Origin of the sequence: Actimicrobium antarcticum, assembly GCF_039536745.1 — a bacterium.
In the GTDB taxonomy this organism is placed as follows: domain Bacteria; phylum Pseudomonadota; class Gammaproteobacteria; order Burkholderiales; family Burkholderiaceae_D; genus Actimicrobium; species Actimicrobium antarcticum.
On sequence record NZ_BAAAZE010000012.1, the window covers coordinates 58,296 to 82,950 of the forward strand.

Annotated in this window: 26 protein-coding genes; 14 read left to right on the plus strand and 12 right to left on the minus strand. The window is 58.5% G+C overall.

What is annotated here, in order from left to right:
* The first annotated feature begins 118 nt into the window (after positions 1–118).
* Together abc-f and ABD720_RS14575 are read left to right on the plus strand one after the other, a co-directional pair.
* Entirely contained in the window at positions 119–2,077 is a 1,959-nt protein-coding gene (abc-f, locus tag ABD720_RS14570; protein ID WP_425547986.1) for a ribosomal protection-like ABC-F family protein, read from the plus strand.
* Positions 2,078–2,079: 2 nt separating this feature from the next.
* On the plus strand, positions 2,080–3,132 hold the full coding sequence (locus ABD720_RS14575) for a CaiB/BaiF CoA transferase family protein (RefSeq protein ID WP_344764168.1): 1,053 nt from the start codon (positions 2,080–2,082) through the stop codon (positions 3,130–3,132).
* Positions 3,133–3,323: 191 nt separating this feature from the next.
* On the opposite strand, the gene ABD720_RS14580 is transcribed toward ABD720_RS14575, so the two are convergent.
* Positions 3,324–3,758 carry a hypothetical protein gene (locus tag ABD720_RS14580; protein WP_344764169.1) on the minus strand — a complete coding sequence of 145 codons (435 nt, stop codon included), beginning with the start codon at positions 3,756–3,758 and terminating at the stop codon, positions 3,324–3,326.
* Between the two features lie 432 nt (positions 3,759–4,190).
* Here ABD720_RS14580 and ABD720_RS14585 point away from each other — a divergent pair, with 432 nt between their 5' ends.
* Positions 4,191–4,391 carry a hypothetical protein gene (locus ABD720_RS14585; RefSeq protein WP_344764170.1) on the plus strand — a complete coding sequence of 67 codons (201 nt, stop codon included), beginning with the start codon at positions 4,191–4,193 and terminating at the stop codon, positions 4,389–4,391.
* Positions 4,392–4,435: 44 nt separating this feature from the next.
* Here ABD720_RS14585 and ABD720_RS14590 read toward each other — a convergent pair whose 3' ends face one another.
* Together ABD720_RS14590 and ABD720_RS14595 are read right to left on the minus strand one after the other, a co-directional pair.
* Positions 4,436–4,816 carry a hypothetical protein gene (locus tag ABD720_RS14590; protein ID WP_344764172.1) on the minus strand — a complete coding sequence of 127 codons (381 nt, stop codon included), beginning with the start codon at positions 4,814–4,816 and terminating at the stop codon, positions 4,436–4,438.
* 77 nt (positions 4,817–4,893) lie between these two features.
* A complete protein-coding gene (locus ABD720_RS14595; protein ID WP_344764174.1) occupies positions 4,894–5,070 on the minus strand; it encodes a hypothetical protein in 177 nt (58 codons plus the stop codon).
* A gap of 201 nt (positions 5,071–5,271) precedes the next feature.
* Here ABD720_RS14595 and ABD720_RS14600 point away from each other — a divergent pair, with 201 nt between their 5' ends.
* The 3 genes from ABD720_RS14600 to ABD720_RS14610 are packed head-to-tail and all read left to right on the plus strand — an operon-like array spanning position 5,272 to position 7,097.
* Positions 5,272–6,102, plus strand: coding sequence for a Rossmann-like and DUF2520 domain-containing protein (locus tag ABD720_RS14600; protein WP_344764176.1), 831 nt, complete (start codon positions 5,272–5,274; stop codon positions 6,100–6,102).
* Positions 6,103–6,147: 45 nt separating this feature from the next.
* Positions 6,148–6,564, plus strand: a complete 417-nt coding sequence (gene arfB / locus ABD720_RS14605; RefSeq protein ID WP_425547983.1) for an alternative ribosome rescue aminoacyl-tRNA hydrolase ArfB — start codon at positions 6,148–6,150, stop codon at positions 6,562–6,564.
* Complete coding sequence (locus tag ABD720_RS14610; RefSeq protein ID WP_344764178.1) at positions 6,561–7,097, plus strand: M15 family metallopeptidase domain-containing protein; 537 nt, start codon at positions 6,561–6,563, stop codon at positions 7,095–7,097. The genes arfB and ABD720_RS14610 overlap by 4 nt, the downstream gene beginning before the upstream one ends.
* Here the strand turns inward: ABD720_RS14610 and ABD720_RS14615 are convergent.
* The 3 genes from ABD720_RS14615 to ABD720_RS14625 are packed head-to-tail and all read right to left on the minus strand — an operon-like array spanning position 7,068 to position 10,154.
* Positions 7,068–8,249: a DUF1501 domain-containing protein gene (locus ABD720_RS14615; RefSeq protein ID WP_344764180.1), complete on the minus strand. Its 1,182-nt coding sequence runs from the start codon at positions 8,247–8,249 to the stop codon at positions 7,068–7,070. The two genes, ABD720_RS14610 and ABD720_RS14615, sit on opposite strands and share 30 nt — an antisense overlap.
* Positions 8,250–8,291: 42 nt before the next feature.
* A complete protein-coding gene (locus ABD720_RS14620) occupies positions 8,292–9,785 on the minus strand; it encodes a DUF1800 domain-containing protein (RefSeq protein ID WP_425547987.1) in 1,494 nt (497 codons plus the stop codon).
* Positions 9,786–9,833: 48 nt separating this feature from the next.
* Entirely contained in the window at positions 9,834–10,154 is a 321-nt protein-coding gene (locus ABD720_RS14625) for a hypothetical protein (protein WP_344764184.1), read from the minus strand.
* 163 nt (positions 10,155–10,317) lie between these two features.
* Here ABD720_RS14625 and ompR point away from each other — a divergent pair, with 163 nt between their 5' ends.
* From ompR to hepT, 6 genes are all read left to right on the plus strand, one after another.
* Complete coding sequence (gene ompR, locus ABD720_RS14630; protein WP_344764186.1) at positions 10,318–11,070, plus strand: osmolarity response regulator transcription factor OmpR; 753 nt, start codon at positions 10,318–10,320, stop codon at positions 11,068–11,070.
* Between the two features lie 8 nt (positions 11,071–11,078).
* Entirely contained in the window at positions 11,079–12,440 is a 1,362-nt protein-coding gene (locus ABD720_RS14635) for a sensor histidine kinase (protein ID WP_344764188.1), read from the plus strand.
* A gap of 44 nt (positions 12,441–12,484) precedes the next feature.
* The gene (locus ABD720_RS14640; RefSeq protein ID WP_344764190.1) at positions 12,485–13,078 is read left to right on the plus strand and encodes an MSMEG_1061 family FMN-dependent PPOX-type flavoprotein; all 594 of its coding nucleotides are present in this window, start codon (positions 12,485–12,487) and stop codon (positions 13,076–13,078) included.
* A gap of 114 nt (positions 13,079–13,192) precedes the next feature.
* The gene (locus tag ABD720_RS14645; RefSeq protein ID WP_344764191.1) at positions 13,193–14,350 is read left to right on the plus strand and encodes an iron-containing alcohol dehydrogenase; all 1,158 of its coding nucleotides are present in this window, start codon (positions 13,193–13,195) and stop codon (positions 14,348–14,350) included.
* A 74-nt stretch (positions 14,351–14,424) separates the two neighbouring features.
* Entirely contained in the window at positions 14,425–14,820 is a 396-nt protein-coding gene (gene mntA, locus ABD720_RS14650; RefSeq protein ID WP_344764506.1) for a type VII toxin-antitoxin system MntA family adenylyltransferase antitoxin, read from the plus strand.
* Positions 14,810–15,232: a type VII toxin-antitoxin system HepT family RNase toxin gene (gene hepT / locus ABD720_RS14655; protein ID WP_344764193.1), complete on the plus strand. Its 423-nt coding sequence runs from the start codon at positions 14,810–14,812 to the stop codon at positions 15,230–15,232. The genes mntA and hepT overlap by 11 nt, the downstream gene beginning before the upstream one ends.
* Before the next feature lie 66 nt (positions 15,233–15,298).
* Here hepT and ispF read toward each other — a convergent pair whose 3' ends face one another.
* Both ispF and ispD read right to left on the minus strand, forming a co-directional pair.
* A complete protein-coding gene (ispF, locus tag ABD720_RS14660; protein WP_344764195.1) occupies positions 15,299–15,799 on the minus strand; it encodes a 2-C-methyl-D-erythritol 2,4-cyclodiphosphate synthase in 501 nt (166 codons plus the stop codon).
* Positions 15,796–16,491, minus strand: a complete 696-nt coding sequence (gene ispD / locus ABD720_RS14665; RefSeq protein WP_344764196.1) for a 2-C-methyl-D-erythritol 4-phosphate cytidylyltransferase — start codon at positions 16,489–16,491, stop codon at positions 15,796–15,798. Before ispD ends, ispF begins: the two co-directional genes overlap by 4 nt.
* 220 nt (positions 16,492–16,711) lie before the next feature.
* Here ispD and mfd point away from each other — a divergent pair, with 220 nt between their 5' ends.
* Together mfd and serB are read left to right on the plus strand one after the other, a co-directional pair.
* Positions 16,712–20,158 carry a transcription-repair coupling factor gene (gene mfd / locus ABD720_RS14670; RefSeq protein ID WP_344764198.1) on the plus strand — a complete coding sequence of 1,149 codons (3,447 nt, stop codon included), beginning with the start codon at positions 16,712–16,714 and terminating at the stop codon, positions 20,156–20,158.
* 21 nt (positions 20,159–20,179) lie between these two features.
* Positions 20,180–21,022 carry a phosphoserine phosphatase SerB gene (serB, locus tag ABD720_RS14675; protein WP_344764200.1) on the plus strand — a complete coding sequence of 281 codons (843 nt, stop codon included), beginning with the start codon at positions 20,180–20,182 and terminating at the stop codon, positions 21,020–21,022.
* Between the two features lie 114 nt (positions 21,023–21,136).
* Here the strand turns inward: serB and ABD720_RS14680 are convergent, their stop codons facing one another.
* The 4 genes from ABD720_RS14680 to ABD720_RS14695 form a co-directional block, all read right to left on the minus strand.
* Positions 21,137–21,805, minus strand: a complete 669-nt coding sequence (locus tag ABD720_RS14680) for a histidine phosphatase family protein (protein WP_344764202.1) — start codon at positions 21,803–21,805, stop codon at positions 21,137–21,139.
* Positions 21,802–22,989, minus strand: coding sequence for an acyl-CoA dehydrogenase family protein (locus tag ABD720_RS14685; RefSeq protein ID WP_344764204.1), 1,188 nt, complete (start codon positions 22,987–22,989; stop codon positions 21,802–21,804). The genes ABD720_RS14680 and ABD720_RS14685 overlap by 4 nt, the downstream gene beginning before the upstream one ends.
* A gap of 285 nt (positions 22,990–23,274) precedes the next feature.
* Entirely contained in the window at positions 23,275–23,742 is a 468-nt protein-coding gene (locus tag ABD720_RS14690) for a hypothetical protein (RefSeq protein WP_344764205.1), read from the minus strand.
* Between the two features lie 108 nt (positions 23,743–23,850).
* Positions 23,851–24,396 (minus strand): SLATT domain-containing protein, encoded by a 546-nt coding sequence (locus tag ABD720_RS14695; protein WP_344764207.1) that lies wholly within the window; start codon positions 24,394–24,396, stop codon positions 23,851–23,853.
* Positions 24,397–24,655: the final 259 nt, after the last annotated feature.

Consider the following 24,655-nt stretch of genomic DNA (forward strand, 5'->3'; position numbering starts at 1 on the left):
TTCGCGTATACTCCAGCCCGTTCCCGCCTGTATTTCCATCCCCGATACCAAGAAAGGGGAGCGTTACCGCGCTCCCGCAAGTGCATTAACCATGATTCGTTTCCAGCAAGTTTCCATGATGCGCGGCATCAAGCCGCTGCTCGACAATGTCGACCTCACTCTCAATCCCGGCGACAAGATCGGTCTGATTGGCGCCAACGGCGCCGGCAAGTCCAGCCTGTTCGGCCTGTTGCGCGGCGAATTGCATGCCGACCTCGGCAGCATCGACTTCCCTACCAAATGGCGCATGGCCTATGTCGCGCAGGAGACGCCGGCACTGGAGCGTGGCGCGCTGGATTACGCGATCGATGGTGATGTCACGTTGCGCCGTCTGGAAGACGAACTGGCCTTCCTCGAAAGCGAACCCGACACCTCGGCCAATGGCCTGCTGATCGGCGACCTGTACAGCGCGCTGGCCGATGCCGACGCCTACACCGTGCGTTCGCGTGGTGAGCAATTGCTGACCGGTCTGGGCTTTTCGATGGCGCAGATGAACCAGCCGGTGGCGAGTTTTTCAGGTGGCTGGCGCATGCGACTGAACCTGGCACAAGCACTGATGTGTCCCTCCGATTTGCTGCTGCTCGATGAACCGACCAACCATCTGGACCTGGACGCCATCATCTGGCTGGAAGACTGGCTCAAGCGCTATGCCGGCACGCTGATCATCATTTCCCATGACCGCGACTTTCTCGATGGCGTGGTCAACGTCGTGGTGCATATCGACGAACGCAAACTCAAGCGCTACTCGGGCAACTACAGTTCGTTCGAGCGCCAGCGCGCAGCGCAAATGATTCTGGCCGCAGGCACGCTCGAAAAGCAGCAGCGCCAGCGCTCGCATCTCGAATCCTTTATCAACCGTTTTAAGGCCCAGGCCAGCAAGGCCCGTCAGGCGCAGAGCCGGATGAAGGCCCTGGCGAAGATGGAAGAACTCGCGCCGTTGCGCGCCGCCGCCGAATTTTCATTCGAATTCCGCGAGCCTGCCAGCGCACCGAATCCATTGCTGACGATGGAAGATGTCAATGCCGGTTATCGCATCGAAAGTGAAACCGACCACAGCGTGGTCGAAAAAACCATCGTCTCGAACATCAAGTTTTCATTGCAGATCGGCCAGCGTATCGGCCTGCTGGGCGTCAATGGCGCCGGCAAGTCGACGCTGATCAAGACCATCGCCGGTGAAATTGCGCCGCTGTCCGGTGACGCCCAGTTCGGCAAGGGACTGGCCATCGGTTACTTCGCCCAGCATCAGGTTGAAATGCTGCGCCACGAAGAATCGCCGCTCTGGCATCTGGCCCACATCGCGCCGACCGTGCGCGAACAGGAACTGCGCAATTTCCTCGGCAGCTTCAACTTCAATGGCCCGATGGTGACCAGCAAGATCGCGCCATTTTCCGGTGGCGAAAAAGCCCGGCTGGCACTGGCATTGATCGTCTGGCAGCGCCCCAACCTGCTGCTGCTGGATGAGCCGACCAACCATCTGGACCTGGAAACCCGCGAAGCGCTGACGATGGCGCTGGCGCAGTTCGAAGGCACGCTGGTGGTGGTCTCGCATGATCGCCACTTATTGCGCGCCACTACCGATGAATTCATCATCGTCGCAGACGGCAAATTGCAGCCATTCGACGGCGATCTGGATGATTACAAGGACTGGCTCTTCAAGACCAAGCTGGCCACCAAAACCAACGCCATCGGTACCGCACTGCCCACCGTGACCACCAAATCGGCCAGCATCATCGCACCGCCGACCGCGGCCGCGCCGAGCAAGGACCAGAAACGCGCCGATGCCGAGGAACGCCAGAAACTGGCCGCGCGCAAAAAGCCGATCGAGAACAAGCTCAAGAAACTGGAAGAACAGATTACCAAGCGCACGGCGCAAAAAACCGCCGTCGACGAGCGCCTGGCCAATCCGGAAATCTACGACAGCGCCAACAAGAAGGAGTTGAAAACGCTGCTGACCGACCAGGCGTATTACAAAAAAGAACTGACCGAACTGGAAGCGCAATGGATCGAGCAGCAGGAAGCACTGGAACAGATCGTCTGACCATGAGCGCACCCATCGACCAGCCACTGCGCGGCATCCGCATCCTCGACCTGACACGCTTGTTGCCCGGCCCGATGGCGACATTGCAGCTCGCCGACATGGGTGCCGATGTCATCAAGATCGAGGAACCCGGCGCTGGCGACCCGGCCCGCTCGATGGGGCCATTTCCGGGAGAGTTGTCGCAATTTTTTCAGGTGGTCAATCGTGGCAAGCAATTGCTGCGGCTCGATCTGAAAAATGCCGATCAGCGCGAGCAGCTACTGAACATGGTCGAGAGCGCCGATGTGCTGGTCGAGAGTTTCCGACCGGGCGTGATGGCACGTCTGGGACTGGGCTGGGATGTGCTCAGGGCGCGCAATCCGACACTGGTAATGTGCGCGATTTCGGGCTATGGCCAGACTGGTCCGATGGCGCTGATGGCCGGTCATGACATCAACTATCTGGCCAGCGCCGGCATGCTGGAACAGAATGCCGGCAGCGATGGCAAGCCTGCGCTGGGAAACCTGCAGGTGGCGGACTTGCTAGGTGGTTCGCAGACGGCGGTGCAAGGTATTCTGGCCGCGCTACTTGCGGTGAAGATGGGCGGACCGGGACGCTTTGTCGATGTGTCGATGACGCATGCGGTGTTTGCCAATAACGTCATGCCACTGGTGGCGGTGAAGAACTTCGGCGTGACCGCGCCACCCGGACGCGACTTGCTCACCGGCGGCGTGGCTTGCTATAACGTGTATCGCACCAAAGATCATCGCTACATTGCGGTCGGTGCGCTGGAGTTGAAATTCTGGGAATTATTTTGTGCCACGGTTGGCCGGGCGGATTGGGCGAAACGGCATTGGGCACTTGGGCAGACGGTGGGCGGCGATGACGCACTGGCGTTGATCGATGCGGTGGCCGCCTATTTTGCAGCGCTGGAGTTGTCCGTTGCAATGGCCCGTTTCGATGGTGTGGATTGTTGTGTTTCGGCGGTGTTACGGATGGATGAGGCAATGCGGTCGGCGGTGCTGGAGCACACGGGCGCGGACGAAATCCGGAGCCCGGTCAGGTTTGGTTGCTAGTCTTCATTGGCATTTCGTCGCACCCTTGTCAGCATTTTCATTCACGCCATGACATCAGTTTCACAACAGGGTGGTTGGCAGTCCGGTGAAGTTCATTTCCTGAACAAACATGAAATAGAAAAATGCATTGATGCGCTGACTAGGCATCAGCATCATCAATGCACTAAAGTAGCTTGAGTGCTGCTAGATGGTCAAACGTGCCTGCTAGGAGTTGTGTCCTGCGTAGTCTCGTTTTTGGCCAACAATTCAGTCAATTTTTGCATTTCGTTTGGCGTAAGTGTTTCACCCTTTTTTAGTTTTTCAAGCAGCCTTTTGAGCGTGGTTTCTTCGTTGGTTTCTTCAGATGCAGTGCCGTTCGAGGCCGCTGACGTTTTTGCTGCTTCCATGCGCTTTAGCAATTCCGCAGCAATCTCCTCTTTGCGCGTTTCGGATAAACCTTGCATACCAAGTAACGATGACAGATCCTTGTTTGACTTTCCTGCCATCTCTGTCGCGAATTGGCTCGAAGTCATTTTATTGTCTGATTTGACTGTTGCCTCTATTGCCAAAGCAGTAGTCTGTGCCGCAACTCCGGCGAGACTAGAAGTACCGTTGCCCTGAACGATTCCGTTAGTAGACATTCCCATGAAAGTTTCCTTTAAGTGAAGAGTGATAAAACAATGTCTGCTCGGATTAATTCAGGCAACCACTGAAGCCGAACAGATCAAACCTGATTGCCTGTCATTACGCCATAAAGCTCTTTCAGTTAGCCCGTACCGAATTCCGGGTTGTTTGCCAGTTTTTCCACGTGTTCATACTCGGCAGCCTTCTTTCGCCTAGGTTTATCGATACCATCAGCCACGAGGATGAAGCAGGTATCGAATATCCCGACTCCATGCAGACGTCCTGTTATCACGATCAATTTAACTTCTTGTAAATAGGTGCATTTCCAGCCAGAGCAGTTCCAAACGTTCAATGCATTTCATTACGTTAAATTGCCTGATTGCAGATAGATCGAAGCAGGTGTGCAGGTAGATCAATTTGATTGGACACCCAATTGCGAGCCAATAAGTCATGCCGTGCTGACCAGTATCGACAACGGTGCCAAAAATGCGATATTGCAGGTTGGCGGTACCTGCATCTGCGTAGCTGGGTTATTACGGATAGGTGACACCAGAATATCGGCGTTGACAGCAGCACGACACAATACGGTCGGTGCTCATGGAGTGAGGATCAATTACAGCAAAGTGATGGCACAAAAAAATGCGCTGATGCGCTGACTATCCGTCAGCATTATCAGCGCATTGAACTACGTTAAATATTACTAGATATAGCTGGCACCAGCATAATGTGCGGCCAGCAAGTCATTCAATTTTATCGTATCGTCCTTTGTGAGTTGTCCATGCTTTTGTTTTTCAAGCAGGTCATTGATTGTTTTTTCATCGGCCTTGTCTTGCGGTAGTGCACCTTCAGCCAAAGGCGTTTTACTCCTTCGATTGAGCAATTCCTCCGCGATCATTGCCTTCTTTTCTTGCTTTACCGCTGGATCTTTAAGAGCTAACGTTAAGTCGATGTCTGACATCCCTTGAAGCTCTTTTTTGTATCCGGCATTACGTAGAGTGGCGAATTTTTTCGATTCATCAGCAGATTGACTCTGCATAACAGCCGTCCTTAGTATTCCTGAATAAGATGTTACTTCACCCATGATATTTCCTTTCAATTGGAGGTTGATAAAACTATTCCCGCTTGGGTTGTTTCAGGCAATCGCTGGACCCATGCAGATCACACCTGATTGCCTGTCGTTACGCCATACAGCTCTTCGAGCTTGCCTGCGGCTATCTCGCGCTTGTCCGCACTGAGTTCCGGGTTGTGTGCCAGTTTTTCCAGCTCCACCTCCGACATTCCACCCATGCACAACTTGGCAAATGCCGTGTTATTCCATGTATTCAGACTCGACACTGTTCTTTCACCAAGGTTGGTCGATACTGTCTGTCCCGAGGATGATCCAGGTGTTAGAGATATCGCTGCCATACAAACCTCACGTTGTCAGAGTGAAATGAACTTCTTGTAAATAAGTGGATGTCGAGCCAGGCTAGTTCCACCCGTTCAGTGCATCTCGTTACGTTAAACTGCATGTCGGTAGATAACCTGGAGCCAACGATGAGTCCTTCCCTGACGGTCATCGGCGCTGGCCGCGTCGGTAAAACACTGGCAGGTTTATTCCAGCGCAAGCACGTCGCTACCATTGTCGACATATTGAATCGCACTGTATCGAGCGCGCAGCAAGCCGTTGCAATGATTGGAGCCGGTTCGCCCGTCGACCGCTTTGAATTGCTCAAGCCAGCCCGGATATTTTTGCTTGCAGTACCAGATGACCAGATTGCCCCCTGCTGCGAACGCCTTGTACAAACAGGCTTGATCGGAGCCGGGAACATCGTTTTTCATTGCAGTGGCGCGTTGAGTTCTGGCGAATTGAAAAACGCTTCCGCAGCAGGCGCAACGGTGGCCAGCATCCATCCAATCAGGAGCTTTGCCGACCCTGAAAAAGTCATGGATGACTTTGCAGGCACGTGGTGCGGCGTCGAGGGTGATGCGGCGGCACTGGCGGTCCTGGGACCGATGTTCGAGGGAATAGGTGCACGACTTGTCCCAGTGAACACATCGTCGAAAACGCTGTATCACGCTGCCGCCGTATTCGCCTCGAACTATCTGGTGAGCACACTGGCAGTTGCACAACAAGCCTATGTAGCCGCCGGCATTCCAGAGGATGTTGCACTTGAATTGCTCGCGCCGCTAGCCTGTGAAACGGTCGATAACGTGATGCGACTCGGACCTGCTGTTGCGCTGACCGGACCGATTGCCCGTGGTGATCTGGCGACAGTGCAGCGTCAGCAATTGGCCGTCGAACACTGGGATTCGGGTTATGGTGAGTTGTACCGGCAACTTGCCAACGCCACGACGCGACTGGCAGCATCGCGCAAGACTTCCTGACAGCCCGAATTTTTTTGACCAAGAACTCACCACGAACCGACCATCATGCTGCTGGAAATCACCGACCGACTAAGCCTGCCCCTGAGCGAAATCGACCTCACCGCAATCCGTGCCCAGGGCCCGGGCGGGCAAAACGTCAACAAGGTCGCCACCGCGATCCATCTGCGCTTTGATATCGGTGCGTCGTCGCTGCCGGAGTACTGCCGCGAACGCCTGCTGGCGCTGAACGACCAGCGCATCACCCGCGACGGCGTGATCATCATCAAGGCGCAGCACGGCCGCAGCCAGAGTCAAAGCAAGGCCGAGGCATTACGCCGCTTGCAGGAACTGATTCAGGAAGCATTGGTGGTACAGGAATTGCGCCGCCCGACACGACCAACACGGAGTTCGCAACGCAAGCGCGTCGATACCAAAACCGGGCGCGGTGCCATCAAGGCATTGCGCGGAAAGGTCCGTGAATGACCGAACAGGAACGCCTGCGGCGCAATGCCGCGCGTCTGCTTGAGCTCTATCCCAGCTTTTCCAAACGCGTCAAACGCATGCTGGAAGACCTCGAATCACGCGGCCTGCATCCGCGCTTGCAAGATGCGTGGCGTACGCCGGAAGACCAGCTGCGGGCTTATCGGGATGGCTATTCAAAACTGAAGTTTGGTTTTCACAATGTCACCGGCCCGGACGGTGAACCGGCGGCGCTGGCGGTCGATGTATTGGACAATTCAACGCCATCCAGTCCTTCCACGGCCTTCCTGTTGCAGCTGTCGGATGCCGCAGAAAAAGCCGGTCTGCACAGTGGCATCCGCTGGGGCTTGCCGAGCCGACTGGCAGCTGCAATTGATCGCGCCATTGCGGCAAACGACTGGCAGGCGCGCATCAAGCCGGGCTGGGATCCCTCGCATATTGAAACGACCGAAGTCACCGTCGCACAGGCCCGAAGCGGACGCCGTCCGACGGAGCTCCCGAACGGATCAGACCCGAACCAGATCGAGCGTGCCTGACCCGGCCAACTCATCGGCTTCGAGCGACCAGCATTGCTTCAACAGACTGGCATACACGGTCCGGAAATCGACCGCATGAGCGAGGTTGCCGTTGTCGTCCAGCCGAGCCAGTTGCGGTGCAGCGCCAAACAGCCCGCCGTTGACACGACCGCCGATGACGAAGTGTGGCGCGGCCGTGCCGTGATCGGTGCCACCGGACTGATTTTCTTTGGGTCGGCGACCGAATTCGGAATAGGTGGCGATAACGGTCGAATCCCAGCGATGCAGTTCGACCAGCGCAGATTTCAGTGCAACCAGTCCGTCGCCAAGCTGCCTGAACAGGCCCGCCTGAATGCCGGCCTGATTCTGGTGCGTGTCAAAACCGCCCAGCGTCAGTCTCAATACTGCCACCGGCTTGCCGGTTTGTTCGCCATTGCCAACGACCTGTGCTGCTGTTTTGATGACGTCGCCGAATGCGCCTTTCGGGAATTCAGTGGCGAAGGCGATTTTTCCCTGCACGGGTTTCATGCCATCGGCTGCCTTGACGATATCGGTTTCGACTTTCATCAGATGATCCAGCGCCGCATTGCCATGGACCTGGGCTGGCATTGCGAGACGGGCATTACTCAGGAATTGGTCGGTGCTGCTCAATGCCACGGCCCGGGCGCCGCCGGTCAGCGGGCCCAGTTCCTGACTGCCGATGATGACACCATCGGCGCTGAACGAGCTCGGCGTCGGGTGACGCGCAAATACGCGCGTGAGCCAGCCTTGCTGCAAATACTGATCGGCGCGCGACGCGGTATCCCAGATCTCGATCGAACGAAAGTGCGACAGGTTGGGCTGCGGATAACCGACCCCCTGCACGACGGCCAATTCCCTGCTCTGCCAGAACGGCATCAAGGCTTGCAGCGCGGGATGCAGGCCGGTGTTGGCATCAAGTTGCAGTACCTCGTCACGCTTGATCGCGATACGCGGTCGCAGCGCGTAATAAGCCGGGTCGGCATATGGCACGACCATGTTGAGGCCATCATTGCCGCCCTTGAGTTCAATCAGAATCAGCAGGTTGCGGAACGGGGATGGTGCTGCGGCCAGGGCCATGCGAGGCGCAACAAAAGGCGCAAAAAAAGCCGCACCCAGTCCGGCTGAAAATTGCAAAAAATCGCGTCGTTGCATCGCAGGCTTTCGTTGAGTGGCTGCTGAGAAATTACTATGGATTTACTTCAGCTGATACACCGGATCCATCACCAGGCTGCGCAAATACGCAGTCCCGCCAAGTCCCGAGTTGGTCGGAGCGCTAGGTTCACGCGCCAGTACCACGCGCTGAATCGCCAGTCGCTGGCGCGTGTCAGGCACCGCCAACGCGTCACCGCCGACATTAGCCAGCCAGGCATGCGGATCGAAGCCGATCATCGTTGCCGCATTGGCAAACTGAATCCGGCCGTCACGCCCGAGCGCGCCCTGCCCCGGCAGCTTTGCACCGTCCTGCATGTGCGCCCGGACCTGCATCATGTCTGCAGGGCGACGTTCGGTAGCGCGAAACAACCGCTCCAGCACCGCCTTGCGCGCCAGCAGTGTGGTGCTGTTGATCCATGCGTCGCCACCCGGCCAGCCCTTGACATTGGGCGGATTGAACAGGTTCTGCCCAAGCTGCGCGACCGCAAACGTGAATGGCAACGGGTCGTCATACGTGAACTGGAATTGACGGAGGGTGCCGACCACCATCTCCACCGGTGACTTGATCAGCGTGGCGCGATTGGCCGGCTCCCAGAATGCCGGTGACAGGAACAGTTCGCGCAAGGCGACCTTGATGTCGTAACGGCTATCGCGCAAGCGCTGGGCGATGCGTTGTACTTCCCGTGCATCCGGATTCGGCGAGACGAACTCGCGCCACAATTTGGTGACCAGATACTCGGCGCACGCAGGTTGCGCCAGCAGGATGTCGAGTACCGCATCGCCACCAAGGTTGCCGCTGACACCCAGCACGGTTTTGCTGCCCGCGTCATGCGCACCCGGACGCCATCTGAACTCACCAATATCGCGCTCGACACTCCATCCGGTAAAAGCACGTGCCGCTTCCGTCACATCCTGCTGGCTGTAATGGCCTTCACCGAGCGTGAAGAGCTCCATCACTTCGCGCGCAAAATTTTCGTTCGGCGCACCTTTGCGGTTACTGGAATTATCGAGATAGAGCAGCATCGCAGGGTCTTTGGAGACCGCGTGCAGAAGGTCGCCAAAGTGGCCTAGCGCTTCTTGCCGCAGCAAGACATTTTGTCGGTACATCAATTGCGCAGAGCGGACTTTTTGCTCGCTCGACGTGAAGTGGTTATGCCAGAACAGCGTCATGCGTTCCGTCAGTGGTGTTGGCGTGGACAGCATTTCGCGCAGCCACCAGCCGCGCAGCTCAAACATACGGCGATGCTCCTGCTCGCGCAGGGTTTTCTTTTCTTCGTCGGATTTGTCTTTCAGATTCTGGAGTCCACTGCCGGTCTCGCTGGTCCAGTCTGGCGCCGCAATTGCGGCAAGGCTGCGCGAGTCGGACAGTATCCGTTCGACTGCCTGCCGCCGGGTCAAACCAGCAAAGCTGGCCGCTTCGGTGGCATCCGGCGCAAAGCCGGTTCTGGTCAGGAAAAATCGCACCTCGTCAGCGTCGAGCACCTGCGCCGAAGCAGCACCAGTACCGATTGCCATCAGCATGACGAACACGGTCATCAGTAATTTTGTTGCAGGGTTGGCAAGGATCGTCATGGGAGTCGGCGCTCAGCGTTTTTTGTCGGAGATTCGTTGATTGGCTTCGTCGATCTGGCGACGCAGGTCGCGTCGGTCGTCGGGGCTCATGCGCCCGTTTCTGCGGGCTGCCTCTTCCTGGAATTGCCGGTCCTGCTCGGGCACCGATCGATAGGTATTGCGACGTTCCTGATTGGCCGCCCGCTCCTGCTGGCGCTGTTCGACTCTGGCGGCACGTTGTTGCTGCTGTTGCTGCTGCTGCTCCTGTCTGTCGTCACGATTGTTACTGTGCGCCGACGTCGCGCCAAACAAAGCGGACAGGCTGAGGATGCAGGCGCTGAAGGTGGTTTTCATTTTTTAATCCTTGAAACTGTCGGCGTTGTTACCAGCCGAATCGACGAACCAGTCTAAGTCGCTTTACAAAAGTGCCACGGGCCGATTCCGTAAAGTGTGTAATATTTTGTAATGCCTGCCATGATGGAGGTTCCAATCGGATTGCTGACGTTACCATACGCCCATGAACACACCTGCCACTCCTGTTACACCAACCGCCCACCAGGCCAAAATCCTTGTGGTTGACGACGATATCCGACTGCGAGATTTATTGCGCCGTTATCTCGCGGAACAAGGCTTCAATGTCATCACGGCAGAGAACGCGCAAACCATGAACAAGCTCTGGCTGCGTGAACGCTATGACCTGCTGGTACTTGACCTGATGTTACCGGGTGAAGATGGGCTCTCGATTTGCCGACGCCTGCGCGGTGCCGGGGACATGACGCCGATCATCATGCTGACCGCCAAAGGCGAAGACGTTGATCGCATCGTCGGTCTGGAAATGGGCGCCGATGACTACCTGCCAAAACCGTTCAATCCGCGCGAACTGGTCGCACGGATCGGCGCAGTCCTGCGACGCAAGGGACCGGATGAAATTCCAGGTGCGCCGTCCGATCGGCCGCAGTCATTCGAGTTTGGCGAATTCGTCCTCGACCTCGGTACCCGAACCCTGAAAAAAAGCGGCGTCAGCGTGCCATTGACGACCGGTGAATTTTCGGTGCTCAAGGTGTTTGCCCGCCATGCGCGCCAACCTCTGTCACGCGAAAAGCTGATGGAAATGGCCCGTGGCCGCGAATACGAAGTCTATGACCGCAGCCTCGATGTGCAGATTTCGCGCTTGCGCAAACTGATTGAACCCGACCCGTCCAGCCCGTTGTATATCCAGACCGTATGGGGTCTCGGTTACGTCTTTATTCCTGAGGGCCAGCCACGCTGATTGCGCCCGTGTCCACCTCCAACAACACGGAAAATCCTGTCCCCGGTCGCTTCGCCTGGCTAGGCAGCGGGCTGTTCTGGCGCACGTTCGTACTGCTCGCCGTCCTGATCATGGGCAGCATGGGCGTGTGGGTAACCAGCCTGCGCGTGGTCGAACGGGTACCGCGTGCCGAACAGCTTGCCAACCAGATAATCTCGGTGGTGACCATCACACGTGTCGCCTTGACGCACTCTGCGCCGGCCTTGCGCAGCGAGCTGCTGTTCGAGCTGGCGAGTAACGAAGGTATCCGCGTCTATCCGCTGGAAGACACCGATATCGTTGAAGCAGCACGCAACACCAACCTGACGCCATTGCTGCAAGCGCGCGTACGCGGCAAGCTGGGCGAACAAACGCGCTTCGCCGGCAAAGTCAACGACGTGACCGGTTTCTGGGTCAGCTTCCAGATCGATGAAGACGACTACTGGCTGATGCTGGACCGAGACCGGCTGGACCGCGCCTCCGGTATCCAGTGGCTCGGTTGGGGTGCCGTCACGTTGCTGCTTGCTCTGGTCGGTGCGGTATTCATTTCGCGCCTGATCAATCAACCTCTGGCCCGCCTGAGTGCCGCGGCCCGGGCCATCACCAAGGGGCAGCAACCCGATCCGCTACCCGAACGCGGACCACTCGAAATCCGCGAAGCCAATCGCAGCTTTAATCAGATGATGGACGACCTGAACCGGATCGAATCCGACCGCGCGGTGATCCTGGCGGGCATCTCGCACGACTTGCGCACGCCGATTTCGCGGATGCTGCTGGAAGTCGAAATGGCGCGGCTCGACGATGCCGCGCGCACCGGAATGCAATCGGATCTGGCGCAAATGGACGGCATCATTGGCCAGTTTCTCGATTATGCCAAACCGACCGACAGCGCCAGTTTCATACCAGTCGATCTGGCCGGACTGCTGGAACAATCAGCGCTGGAAGCAGGTCGGCTGCAGGACGTACGGATCACCTCTAACCTCGCCCCGGATGTGGTGGCAAAAGGCAATCCGATCGAACTCAAACGCGTCATCAGCAACCTCGTCGAGAACGCCCGCCGGTATGGCAAAAGCGGCAACAGTGACATCGCCGACATCGCGCTGTCGTGCCGCATCGATGGCAACATGGCACTGATCGAAGTCTCCGATCACGGCGTCGGCATTCCCGAGGCCGATATGGATCGCTTGCGACGTCCGTTCACCCGCCTCGATACCGCGCGCGGACAAGCCAATGGCTCCGGTCTCGGACTGGCCATCGTCGAACGCGTCATCCGCAGACATTCTGGCAAACTGCACTTGCGCAATCGCGATGGTGGTGGACTGGTCGTCGCGATTACGCTGCCGATTGCCTGACGTCCATCGCCCTCATCACGTTTTTCCCAACCAAGACCACCGCCATGCACGCAACGCATCAGATCAGCACCATCGAGCAGCTGGAAGCCTTGTATGGCCAGCCCGGCGAGCGCGCACGCCAGAAACAGAGCGATCATCTGGATGCGCTTTGTCAGCGCTTTATTGCGGCGGCACCGTTCATGCTGTTTGCCAGCTGCGGCGACGCCGGGACGGATTGTTCACCGCGCGGTGATCAACCGGGTTTTGTCGCAGTCGCCGATGCGCATACCCTGCTGATCCCTGATCGTGCAGGAAACAACCGCATCGATAGCCTGCGCAACGTGATCACGAACCCGCAGGTGGGCTTGCTGTTCCTGATCCCGGGAGTTACCCAATGCCTGCGTGTCAACGGACGCGCCAGCATCAGCATCGAACCCGCCTTGCTGACACGTTTCACCGTGGACGACATCGCTCCGAAATCCGTCATGGTGGTCCGCGTCGAACAAGCCTTCGTGCAGTGTTCGCGTGCGCTGCTGCGCTCGGGACTGTGGCGCCAGGACGGCGTCTCACAGACGCTGCTGCAAGGCGACTTCATCCATCTACTTGAAGACAAAATCGGCAAGTCAACGGAGAGTCCGAATAGCAGTAAGCCATCATAACGACAAACTTAGTTGCACTATGCCATCGCAGCAAGGAGTATCAGACCGGGCTATGATGCACGCCAGCCCGGCAAACGTCGGCCGTACAGATTGCACCAACAGAAAGAATTCGCCATGCAAAATTTTGACTTCTATAACCCGACCCACATTATTTTTGGCAAAGGCCGCATCGCCGACCTGGCCAAAGTCGTTCCTGCCGATGCCCGCGTCCTGCTGCTGTTCGGCGGCGGCAGCATCAAGAAAAACGGCGTCCTCGATGAAGTCCATGCCGCACTGGCTGGCCGCACCTTCCATGAATTTTCTGGCATCGAGCCAAATCCCAGCTACGAAAACCTGATGCAGGCCGTCGAACTGGTGCGCAAGGAAAAAATTGATTTCCTGCTGGCAGTCGGTGGTGGTTCCGTCATCGATGGCACCAAGTTTATCGCCGCGGCAGCCAATTTCGAAGGCGATCCATGGAGCATCCTCGAAAAGCGCGGCAGCAACGTCACCAGTGCCTTACCATTCGGTTCGGTGCTGACCCTGCCAGCGACCGGTTCGGAAATGAACAATGGCGGTGTCGTCACACGTAAATCGCTGAAAGCCAAGATGGCGTTTTCGAGCAAGCATTGCTTCCCGCTGTTTTCGATTCTCGATCCGACCAAAACATTTACGCTGCCAACCCGCCAGATCGGCAATGGCGTGGTCGACGCCTTTGCGCACGTGATGGAGCAGTACATGACTTACCCGGCCGATGCACCGGTGCAGGACCGTTTTGCAGAAGGTATCCTGCAAACCCTGATCGAAGAAGGTCCGAAAGCGCTGGCCACGCCAGATAACTACGAAGTCCGCGCCAACATCATGTGGTGTGCGACATTGGCACTGAATGGCCTGATCGGCGCCGGTGTACCGCAGGACTGGGCTACGCACATGGTCGGTCATGAACTGACCGCGCAATACGACCTCGACCACGCACAAACGCTGGCGATCATCCTGCCAAGCATGCTGCGCGTGCGCAAGGAAAGCAAACGCGCGAAGTTGCTGCAATACGCAGCGCGCGTCTGGAACCTGACCAGCGGCGATGAAGATACGCGCATCGAAGCTGCCATCCAGAAGACCCAGACATTCTTCGAGCAGATGGGTGTCAAGACCCGCCTCGGCGACTATGGCCTGAAAGCCGACAGCATCGACACCATCCTGACGCAGCTGGGCGCGCACAAGATGACGACGTTGGGCGAACGGCGCGACGTGACGCTGGAGGTTAGCCGCAAGGTGCTGGAACTGAGTTTGTAATTTAGTGTTTGCAGTTGTCGGTGGCGCACGAATCTTCGCGCCGTCACCGACAACTTCAACGTTCAGGAGTCGACATTAACCGCGTAGCCATACTTAGAATTCTGCAAAACCGCGTACCCGGACTGTTGGCTGTTCATGCCTTCGGCAGCCGAATACAAGGCACAGCGGGACCGGACAGCGACCTCGATCTTGCTGTGCTGGTGGCGGGCTATGCCGATGCCCTGAAGTTGTTCGAGTTGGCGGGCGACCTTGCTGATGTTGCGGGTTGTCCGGTAGATCTGCTCGACCTGCGTGCAGCATCCACTGTCATGCAATACCAGATATTGACCACTGGCCTGCGCTGGTGGTCCAAAGATGTTCAGGCCGGCTTGTATGAAGCCGCCGTGTTGAGCGACAAGACCGAACTCGACCGCGCCCGCGCCGGGCTGTTGGCCGACATAGAACAACGAGGAACGATCTATGGCCGATGATGTGCTCATCAACAAAGCTGCCACTATCGAGCGATGCGTCGCCCGGGCACGCGAGGAATATGCCTTCGACACGGCAAGTTTTGCGACCGATTTCACAAGGCAGGATGCTGCCATTCTCAACATCCAGCGCGCTTGCGAAGCGGCGCTGGACATCGGACAACACCTGATACGCCGTGAAAAACTGGGCGTGCCGCAAAGCGCACGCGATGTATTTACGCTGCTGGCGCAAGGTGGCTGGATTAATGTAACGCTGGCAGACAATCTGAAGCGCATGGTGGGATTTCGCAATATCGCAGTGCACGACTATCAGGCACTGCAACACGCCATCACCGTGAGCATCATCACCACGCATCTGCATGAATTTCTGGATTACAGCCAGGCCGTTCTGCTACGCGATGCAGTAACAAAATAGTTTGGACCTGTGCTCGACAAATAGCAGGCGATAGCGTCGCGACACAAACGCGACCTTTAGCCCGGGTTAAAGCCGATAAATCAGCACAACCGCCTCCGCCGCCATCCCCTCTTCCCGCCCCAGAAATCCCATCTTCTCGTTGGTCTTGGCCTTCACGTTCACACACCCGACCGGCACACCAATGGCCTCGGCAATGATGGCGACCATCTGCGGGATATGCGGTGCCATCTTCGGCGCCTGCGCAATGATGGTGGCATCGACGTTGCCCACCGCATAGCCCGACTGGCGCACCCGCAACGCAATTTCGCGCAGCAGCGTCACCGAATCCGCTCCGGCAAAACGCACATCGGTATCCGGAAAATGCTTGCCGATATCGCCCAGTGCCGCAGCACCAATCAGCGCATCGGTAACCGCATGCAGCAGCACATCGGCATCCGAATGCCCCAGCAGGCCAGTCGAATGCGGTATCAGGACACCGCCGACGATCAGCTTGCGGCCAGCCACCAGCTGGTGGCAGTCGTAACCCTGGCCTATGCGAAACGGGGGAGGAGTAGCAGAAAGTGTCATGGCGTTCGATTCAGGATAAGTGTGGCAAGGTCGGCATCATCGGGCAGCGTCACCTTGAAATTGCGGGTACTGCCTTGTACCAGAAGTGGCTGCAGGCCGAGCGCCTCGATGGCGCTGGCTTCGTCGGTTACCTGCCGGGCCTGCTCCAGCGCCTGCACCAGCAACGCATGTCGGAACATCTGCGGTGTCTGTGCCGCCCATAACCCGGCACGTTCAACGGTCTGTTCAACCCGGTCATCACGACCGCGCTTGAGCGTATCGGCCACTGGCAACGCCAGCAATCCGCCCACCGGATCGGCACCCACGGCGGCAATCAATTGTTCGATCAGGGCGACCGTCAGGCCGGGCCGCGCCGCATCATGCACCAGCATCCAGTCGTCGCCAGCTACGTGATCTTGCAACGCGTGCAATCCATTCAATACCGATTGATGGCGGGTCGCTCCACCCACCCGCAGCAGCGTGACCCTGTCCGATAATTCTGGCGCATCGGCCAGCAGTGCATCGATATAGCCATCCTCGGGACTGACCACCAGATAGGTATGGGCAATCACGCTGGCACTGGCAAACGTATCGAGTACATGACGCAGCATCGGGAGCGCGCCCAACATCAGGTATTGCTTCGGTATGGCACTACCCATGCGGGCGCCAGTTCCCGCAGCGGGAATGAGCGCAAAGCAGCGTGGCGGGTTCATGCGGGGTCTGCCGGGAAGGCATGTGAAGCGTGGGGCGATGGTCGGACTGCGATGATGGCTACTCACTATTGAGAAGATGGAAAAAGAACGCCGGATGTTTGAGCGTGCGGGCGGTCCGGAAAGCGTTCGACTATAATCGCAGCTTACTTTTTTAGTGTCAATTCAAAGCCGGAGCGCCCTGTTCCGGTGACGAAGAACCCGCAGAACCAAGCTCCCCCCGATGGCATTCCAGCTTATAAAATCACTTCCGAAACAAGGCCAGCGTTTTGCGCTGCCAGGCTTGCACGGCTCGGCCGATGCCTGCGTTCTGGCACAGGCCGGCGCGGCCCTGAAAGCCGAGCAGAAGATGCTCGCCATCGTGGTCGCCAATGCGGCCGATGCCCAGCGCCTGCTGACCGAAATCCCGTGGTTTGCCCAGGAAGGCCAGCCGCCTTTGCGCTGCCACTTGCTGCCGGACTGGGAAACGCTGCCCTACGATGCGTTCTCGCCGCACCAGGACCTGGTGTCGGAACGATTGGCCACGCTCTACGAAATGCAGAACGGCCAGTGCGACGTGCTAATCGTGCCGGCCACCACGACGCTGGTGCGCATGGCGCCACCATCCTTCCTGGCTGCGTACACGTTCTTTTTCAAGCAGGGCGAAGTGCTCGATGAAGTTCGCCTGAAAACCCAGCTGACCCTCGCTGGCTATACCCCGGTCTCGCAAGTGATGTCGCCCGGCGAATACTCGGTGCGCGGCGGCCTGATTGATCTGTTTCCGATGGGCTCGGCACTGCCCTACCGGATCGACCTGTTCGGCGACACCATCGAGACCATCCGCACCTTCGACGCCGATACCCAGCGTTCGCTCTATCCGGTGCGTGAAGTGCGCCTGCTGCCGGGCCGCGAATTCCCGATGGACGAGATTGCCCGCACCGCCTTCCGCAGCCGCTGGCGCGAAATTTTCGAGGGCGATCCGTCGCGTTCATCGGTCTACAAAGACATTGGCAACGGTATCGCATCGGCCGGTATCGAGTACTACCTGCCACTGTTTTTTGAAGAAACCCGCACGCTGTTCGACTACCTGCCCGAGGACACCACCTTCGCCCTGTGCGGTGACATCGACGGCGCCATCACGCGCTTCTGGGCCGATACCCGCGCGCGCCACAACTTCCTCAAAGCCGATCGCGAGCGCCCTATCCTGGCGCCCGAGACGCTGTTCCTGACCGACGACGAATTCTTCATCCGCGCCAAGTCCTTCGGTCGCTGGATCTTGCGCGCCGATGACCAGGCTTCGGAACTGTCTGCGCCCCTGCCCAACATCGCCGTCAACCGGCGCATGGATGATCCGCTGATCAACCTGCGCGCCTACCTGCTGCACAGCGCGAATCGCGTCATGATCTGCGCCGAAACCAATGGCCGGCGCGAAACCCTGCAGCAGTATTTCAATGAATATCAGCTCGACCTGACACCGTGCGAAGGCTATACCGGCTTCGTCAACGGCTCGGCCAAACTGATGCTGGGTGTGGCACCGATGCATGCCGGTTTCGAACTCGGCGCAGCGCTCGGCAATCTGGTCTTCATCACCGAAACCGAGCTGTACGCCGGCTCCGGTCGTCGCGTCGGCCACAAGAAACAGGAAGCCGCCACGCAGGTCGAATCGATGGTGCGCGACCTGTCCGAACTGAAGATCGGCGACCCGGTAGTCCATAGCAACCACGGCATCGGTCGCTACATGGGACTAATCAGCATGGACCTCGGCGAAGGCGAAACCGAGTTCCTGCATCTCGACTATGCCAAGGAAGCCAAGCTGTACGTGCCGGTGTCGCAATTGCACGTGATCTCGCGTTACTCGGGTGCCTCGCCGGAAGACGCGCCGCTGCATTCGCTCGGCTCCGGCCAGTGGGAAAAAGCCAAGCGCCGCGCCGCCCAGCAAATCCGCGACACTGCCGCCGAACTGCTGAACCTGTACGCGCGTCGCGCCTTGCGCAAGGGTCACGCATTCGAGTATTCGGCGCATGACTATGAGGCCTTCGCCGCAAGCTTCGGCTTCGAGGAAACCGTCGACCAGGCTGCCGCGATCAACGCCGTCATCGGCGACATGACCAGCGGAAAACCGATGGACCGGCTGATCTGCGGCGATGTCGGCTTCGGCAAGACCGAAGTCGCCTTGCGCGCCACCTTTGTCGCCGTCCTCGGTGGCAAGCAGGTCGCCATCCTCGCACCGACCACGCTGCTGGCCGAACAGCATGCCCAGACCTTCGCCGACCGCTTCGCCGACTGGCCGGTAAAAATTGCCGAACTGTCGCGCTTTCGCTCAGGCAAGGAAATCAACACCGCCATGAAAGGCATGGCCGACGGCACGCTCGACATCGTCATCGGCACGCACAAACTGCTGTCGGATGACGTCAAGTTCGAGCGTCTGGGCCTGGTCATCATCGATGAAGAACACCGCTTCGGGGTGCGACAAAAAGAAGCACTGAAATCCCTGCGTGCCGAAGTCGACGTGCTCACGCTGACCGCCACGCCGATCCCGCGCACGCTCGGGATGGCGCTCGAAGGCTTGCGCGATTTCTCGATCATTGCCACCGCGCCACAAAAGCGGCTGGCGATTAAGACCTTTGTGCGCAGCGAAGGCGAATCGGTAATCCGCGAAGCCTGCCTGCGCGAACTCAAGCGCGGCGGCCAGGTGTACTTTTTGCATAATGAAGTCGACACCATCGAGAACCGCAAAGCAATGCTCGAAGCGCTGTTGCCGGAAGCGCGCATCGGCGTCGCGCACGGCCAGATGCACGAGCGCGAACTCGAAAAAGTCATGCGCGATTTCGTGGCGCAGCGCTTCAACATCCTGCTGTGCACCACCATCATCGAAACCGGCATCGACGTGCCGACTGCCAACACCATCATCATGCACAGGGCCGACAAGTTCGGTCTGGCGCAGCTGCATCAGTTGCGCGGCCGGGTCGGTCGCTCGCACCATCAGGCCTATGCGTACCTGCTGGTGCATGATGTGGCCGGCCTGACCAAGCTGGCGCAGCGTCGCCTCGACGCGATCCAGCAGATGGAAGAACTCGGCAGCGGCTTCTATCTGGCAATGCACGACCTCGAAATCCGCGGCGCCGGCGAAGTCCTCGGCGACAACCAGTCCGGCGAGATGACCGAAATCGGTTTCCAGATGTATTCCGACATGCTCAACCTGGCCGTGCGCTCGCTGCGCAACGGCAAGGAACCGGATCTTGCCGCGCCGCTGGCCTCGACCACTGAAATCAACCTGCATGTGCCAGCGCTGCTGCCCGCCGAGTATTGCGGCGATGTGCACGAGCGGCTGTCACTCTACAAGCGGCTGGCCAGCTGCAACGAGGCCGACAAGATCGACGACCTGCAGGAAGAGATGATCGACCGCTTCGGCAAATTGCCCGAACCGGCCAAGGCGCTGGTCGAAACGCATCGCCTGCGCGTGCTGGCCAAGCCGGTCGGCATCGTCAAGATCGATGCCCACAGCGAAGCGGCGCAACTCCAGTTCGAACCGAATCCGCCGATCGATGCGATGCGCATCATCAGCCTGATCCAGAAAAACCGGCACATCAAGCTCAATGGCCAGGACAAGCTGCGCATCACCGCCAGCATGCCCGACCTCGCGGCGCGCGTGCTGCAGATCAAGAACACCATCCGTGCGCTGGTTGGCTGACTCACTATTTAATCGTACACAATGAACCTGATACTCCAGGGCCTTACCGCCGAGCGCACTACCATTAACAGCATTGCCGCACTTGCTGGCGCGACCCGCATCGTGCCGATCAACGCTACGGCATTCCGCTGCGAAGGTGTAACGCTGACCGGCGACATCAAGACCGCAGTCGACCAGGCCTGTCTGGCGGCGCAACTCGACTATGCCTTCGTCGAAGCCGGCCTGCAGCTGAGCGACTTCAGGCTGCTTGCGATGGACATGGATTCGACGCTGATCACGATCGAATGCATCGATGAAATCGCCGACATGCAAGGCTTGAAGCCCCAGGTCTCGGCCATCACCGAAGCCGCGATGCGCGGCGAGATCGAATTCAACGAAAGCCTGACGCGCCGCGTTGCGCTGCTGGCCGGGCTGGATGCATCGGCGTTGCAGCGCGTATTTGACGAGCGCCTGCAGCTGTCACCGGGTGCCGAGAACATGCTGGCAGCCGTCAAGGCAGCCGGCCTGAAAACCTTGCTTGTGTCGGGCGGATTTACCTTCTTCACCGACCGTATCAAGCAACAGCTCGGGCTGGATTACGCGCATTCGAACGTGCTGGACATCGTCGATGGCAAACTGACCGGCCGCGTGATCGGCGGCATCGTCAATGCCGACGAAAAGAAACTGACCGTTGCGCGCATCTGCGCCGAACTCGGCACCACGCCAGCGGCCGCGATCGTGATGGGCGATGGCGCGAATGACTTGCAGATGATGGGCATAGGCGGGATGTCGGTGGCGTTTCGCGCCAAGCCGGTGGTGCGGGCGCAGGCGGATGTGGCGTTGAATTTTGTGGGGCTGGATGGAGTGTTGAATCTGTTTGGCTGAGCCGGAACGCGGACTTTGCCGGCCAGAAAAAAGCCCCCACCAATCGCACCATGCGGAGGGAATGACGGGGGCCGGTCTGCGCAGTCCTGAAGTCGGAGGGAAGCTAACGGGTGATTAAATCCCGCTCAATAAATCCGGGGCCAGGTGCCCGGTCCCATTGAAATATTCCAGCGCGATACCCTTCCCCGAAAATACCAGGCCGGTCAGCGAGGCATTGCCGATCACCCCGATGTAATGCGCCAGCGCGCTATCAGGCAAACCGGCGACTTCGCACAAGACAGCCGCGATCACGCCTGCCGAGGTCACGGCCAGTACGTTCTGACCCGATGCGGTGTCCGCGGTGGCGCGACGCAGCCAGTGCGCCACGCTGATGCGAAACTGCGTGGCCGGGGCCACGCCATCGACCACGATGCGGCCATTGGCCCACAGATGGATTTCTTCGGCATACAGGCGCAGGCGCGTCGCGGCAGGCACGCCGACATCGGACATGACCCGCAGTCCGGTGCGTTGCTCCGCACCAGCGAGCAACTGCGTTCCTTCGGCAAATTCATCGAGACCATCGTCGATCTCGGAAATCATCCCGCCAATGCCGGCCAGCGCCAACTCGGCCGTCGCCCGATGACGCCGGCGCGGACCTATCCAGACACGATCAAACTGGCTCTCGCGCTGCAGAAAAAATTCACCCGTGGCCTGCGCCTGCAACTGGCCGAGCGTCGACAGCTGGTCGTAATCGCTGGCACCGAAGGCCGCCTGACCATGCCGCAACAGAGTCAGTTTGCTCATGGTCTTTCGGCATCCAGCATTTTTTTGCGGGCACCAACAATCTTGTTGGCGATGCTCCAGCGATGTACTTCGCTCGGGCCGTCGTAGATCCGGAACGCGCGCACATCCTTGAAAATGCGCATGACGATGGTTTCTGCGGTCACGCCGCGTCCGCCCAGTATCTGCACGCAACGGTCCACCACACGCCAGATCGCTTCCGAACAGATCACCTTGGTCATGCTCGATTCGATATTGCCGCGGCCGCCCTGATCGAGCACCCACGCCGTATGCAAAATAGTCAGGCGCGCCGAATGCAGGTCCATCTCGTTATCGGCCAGCATGAAGCCCACGCCTTCGTGTTCGCCGAGTGATTTGCCGAAGGCCTGACGCTCGCTGGCATACGCCAGTGCGACGTCATGCGCACGTTGCGCCTGGCCGAGCCAGCGCATGCAGTGCGTCAACCGGGCTGGTGCGAGGCGGATCTGCGCATAGCGGAAACCTTTGCCGATTTCACCGAGGACATCGGTCGCCGGCACCCGCACATTCTCGAAACGCAGCACGCCATGACCCCCGGCGAAGCAGGAATCGAGCGACTCCATCAGGCGTTCGAGCACGATGCCGGGACGGTCCATATCGCACAGGAACATCGTCGCCGAACCGTCTTCCATGCGCGCCATGATGATCGCAAATGATGCGCCTTCGGCACCGGTGATGAACCATTTGGTGCCGCTGATCAGGTAATCGTCACCATCCTGAATGGCGACGGTTTGCAGCATCGACGGGTCCGAGCCAGCGCCCGGTGCCGGTTCGGTCATGGCAAAGCAAGAGCGCGTACGACCTTCGACCAGCGGGCGCAACCAGCGCTCTTTTTGCGATGGCGATGCCACCACTTCCATCAGATGGATATTGCCTTCGTCCGGCGCATGGATATTCATTGCAACCGGGCCTAGCGGCGAGTAGCCGGACGCCTCGAATACCGCAGCCTTGGCGACATGCGACAGGCCCAGTCCACCGTGCTCGACCGAGGCATGCGGCGTCAGCAAGCCGGCTGCACGACCGGCGGCCACCAGCTCGGCGCGCAATGATTCATTGGGACCGTGGCCGGTCTGGCGCGGATCGTTTTCAAACGGGATGACGACGTCTGCGATGAAGCGGCGGGTGCGCTGCTGCAGGTCCTGAATGTCCGGTGACAGTGAAAAGTCCATGGGTCTCTTTGATTGTTTTGGATGAGGTTGGCTAGGATAGCAAGCATTGCGCTGCAGCATCGTGAATGGTGTTGCGATGCTGAAGGATTACGCGGCGCAGGCACTATCCTGGCCTAATGAAATCGCACACCGCGGCGGGTGGCGAAACCATCTTGGACGGAATTACGCATTAAAAATCAGGGTAGAAAGTTTTGTGTATCGTTCGGTAAATCAAACGGATGCATATTGTCGGGGCGATCTCGACGCCGATGGCGGTGATGGAAGTCTCCGGCCTGGTTCGCTTCCTCAGTGCAAGCACGATACAGCAACAGGTTGATCAGGGATGGTATGAATAAGCTCCCCCAGTTCTCGATAGCCGAGCCAGACCAGCGCGACGGAGGCAGAAATGATCACGATGAAGGAGAGTTCAAAATACTTCGCCCAACTTTCTGGCTGCGGCGCGGCGGCATAGAGCTTGCACTCGGCGCCGCGATACTCATACCAACGCCAGATGCAGAAGCCGATCTGGTACACGGATGCAATTGCGACGCAGGACAAGAACACGGCGATGAAGAACAGAATTTCATTCACCGTCGTCGCGCCGAGTCGAGCAACCGCATTGGTAGCAAACGTCAGTGTGATCGCTCCGCCGACAAACGCGGCGAGCGTCGCTGCATAGCCTGTAAAAACAGCGCGGGCGACATCCACCACCCAGACTTGTCGCGACGTGACCAGCTTGTAGCGCTCGAGCCTGAAGCTTTCATCGATACTCATCGAAGCCTTCCTTGCATACGGTATGTGTTGCCTGGGGTTTGACATGATTGGATTGGCTGTGTGCTGCGCGACAGGAAGAACACGGAGTGCGCTCAAAAAATGCCGCGATCACGCGTCATTCGCAGAACGCGGCTGCTGAATCCGAAGAAGCAGTGCCGATGGTTTTTCAACCTCCTGCTCGACCTGCTTGAAGAGCCACTCCGGAATGACCGGGCTGCCACCTGTCACCCGGCTCCACTCGTCTCTGAATTCGGATACCTGATTGGCCACTTGCGCTGCTGCCGGCATGGAAGCGATCAGTAACTCCAGATCGGCCTCCAGCTTTGCATAGCTGGAGCCTGCCACTCTATGACGTTCAGCGCGTTCCGAATCGCGATCGAAAATTTGCAGCGTTGCCAGCGTCCCGGCAATTGCGGCAATGAGACCAAGCGCCAGAAAAATGTAAGGCAGCCCGGTCAGTACAGTCCGCGTGTCGGGTTGCCCCAATAACACGAGCACCGGCGGAACGATAGTGGAAAGCGCTACGGTTACGCGGCCATAACGCCGGTGCCGATGCTCGAAATGCCATGCTGCCCGGAAATGAGCACTCTTCAAGTGGTGAAAACGGCGCAGCCAATCGGCAAGCAGCGGGCCGTATTGCGTTTCCGAATACACAACTGCCGACGATGGCGGAGGTGGTGGGATGCTGGACACGACAGACCCCTTTCAATGACGCGCAACGATGCATTTATCAGATCGGCATCAGCTGTTGCTCACCGACGCTGAAGTCATGCGAGATTCGCCGATCGGTCCCGAACACGCACTGCGCATCGGACCCTGCGAGTTGGTCGATACAGCATCCGTGCTGCTTTGGCGTTAAGCGCCTTCATGGAATTCCGGCGACCATGTTAAGGCCTTGAAAATTTATCTGACT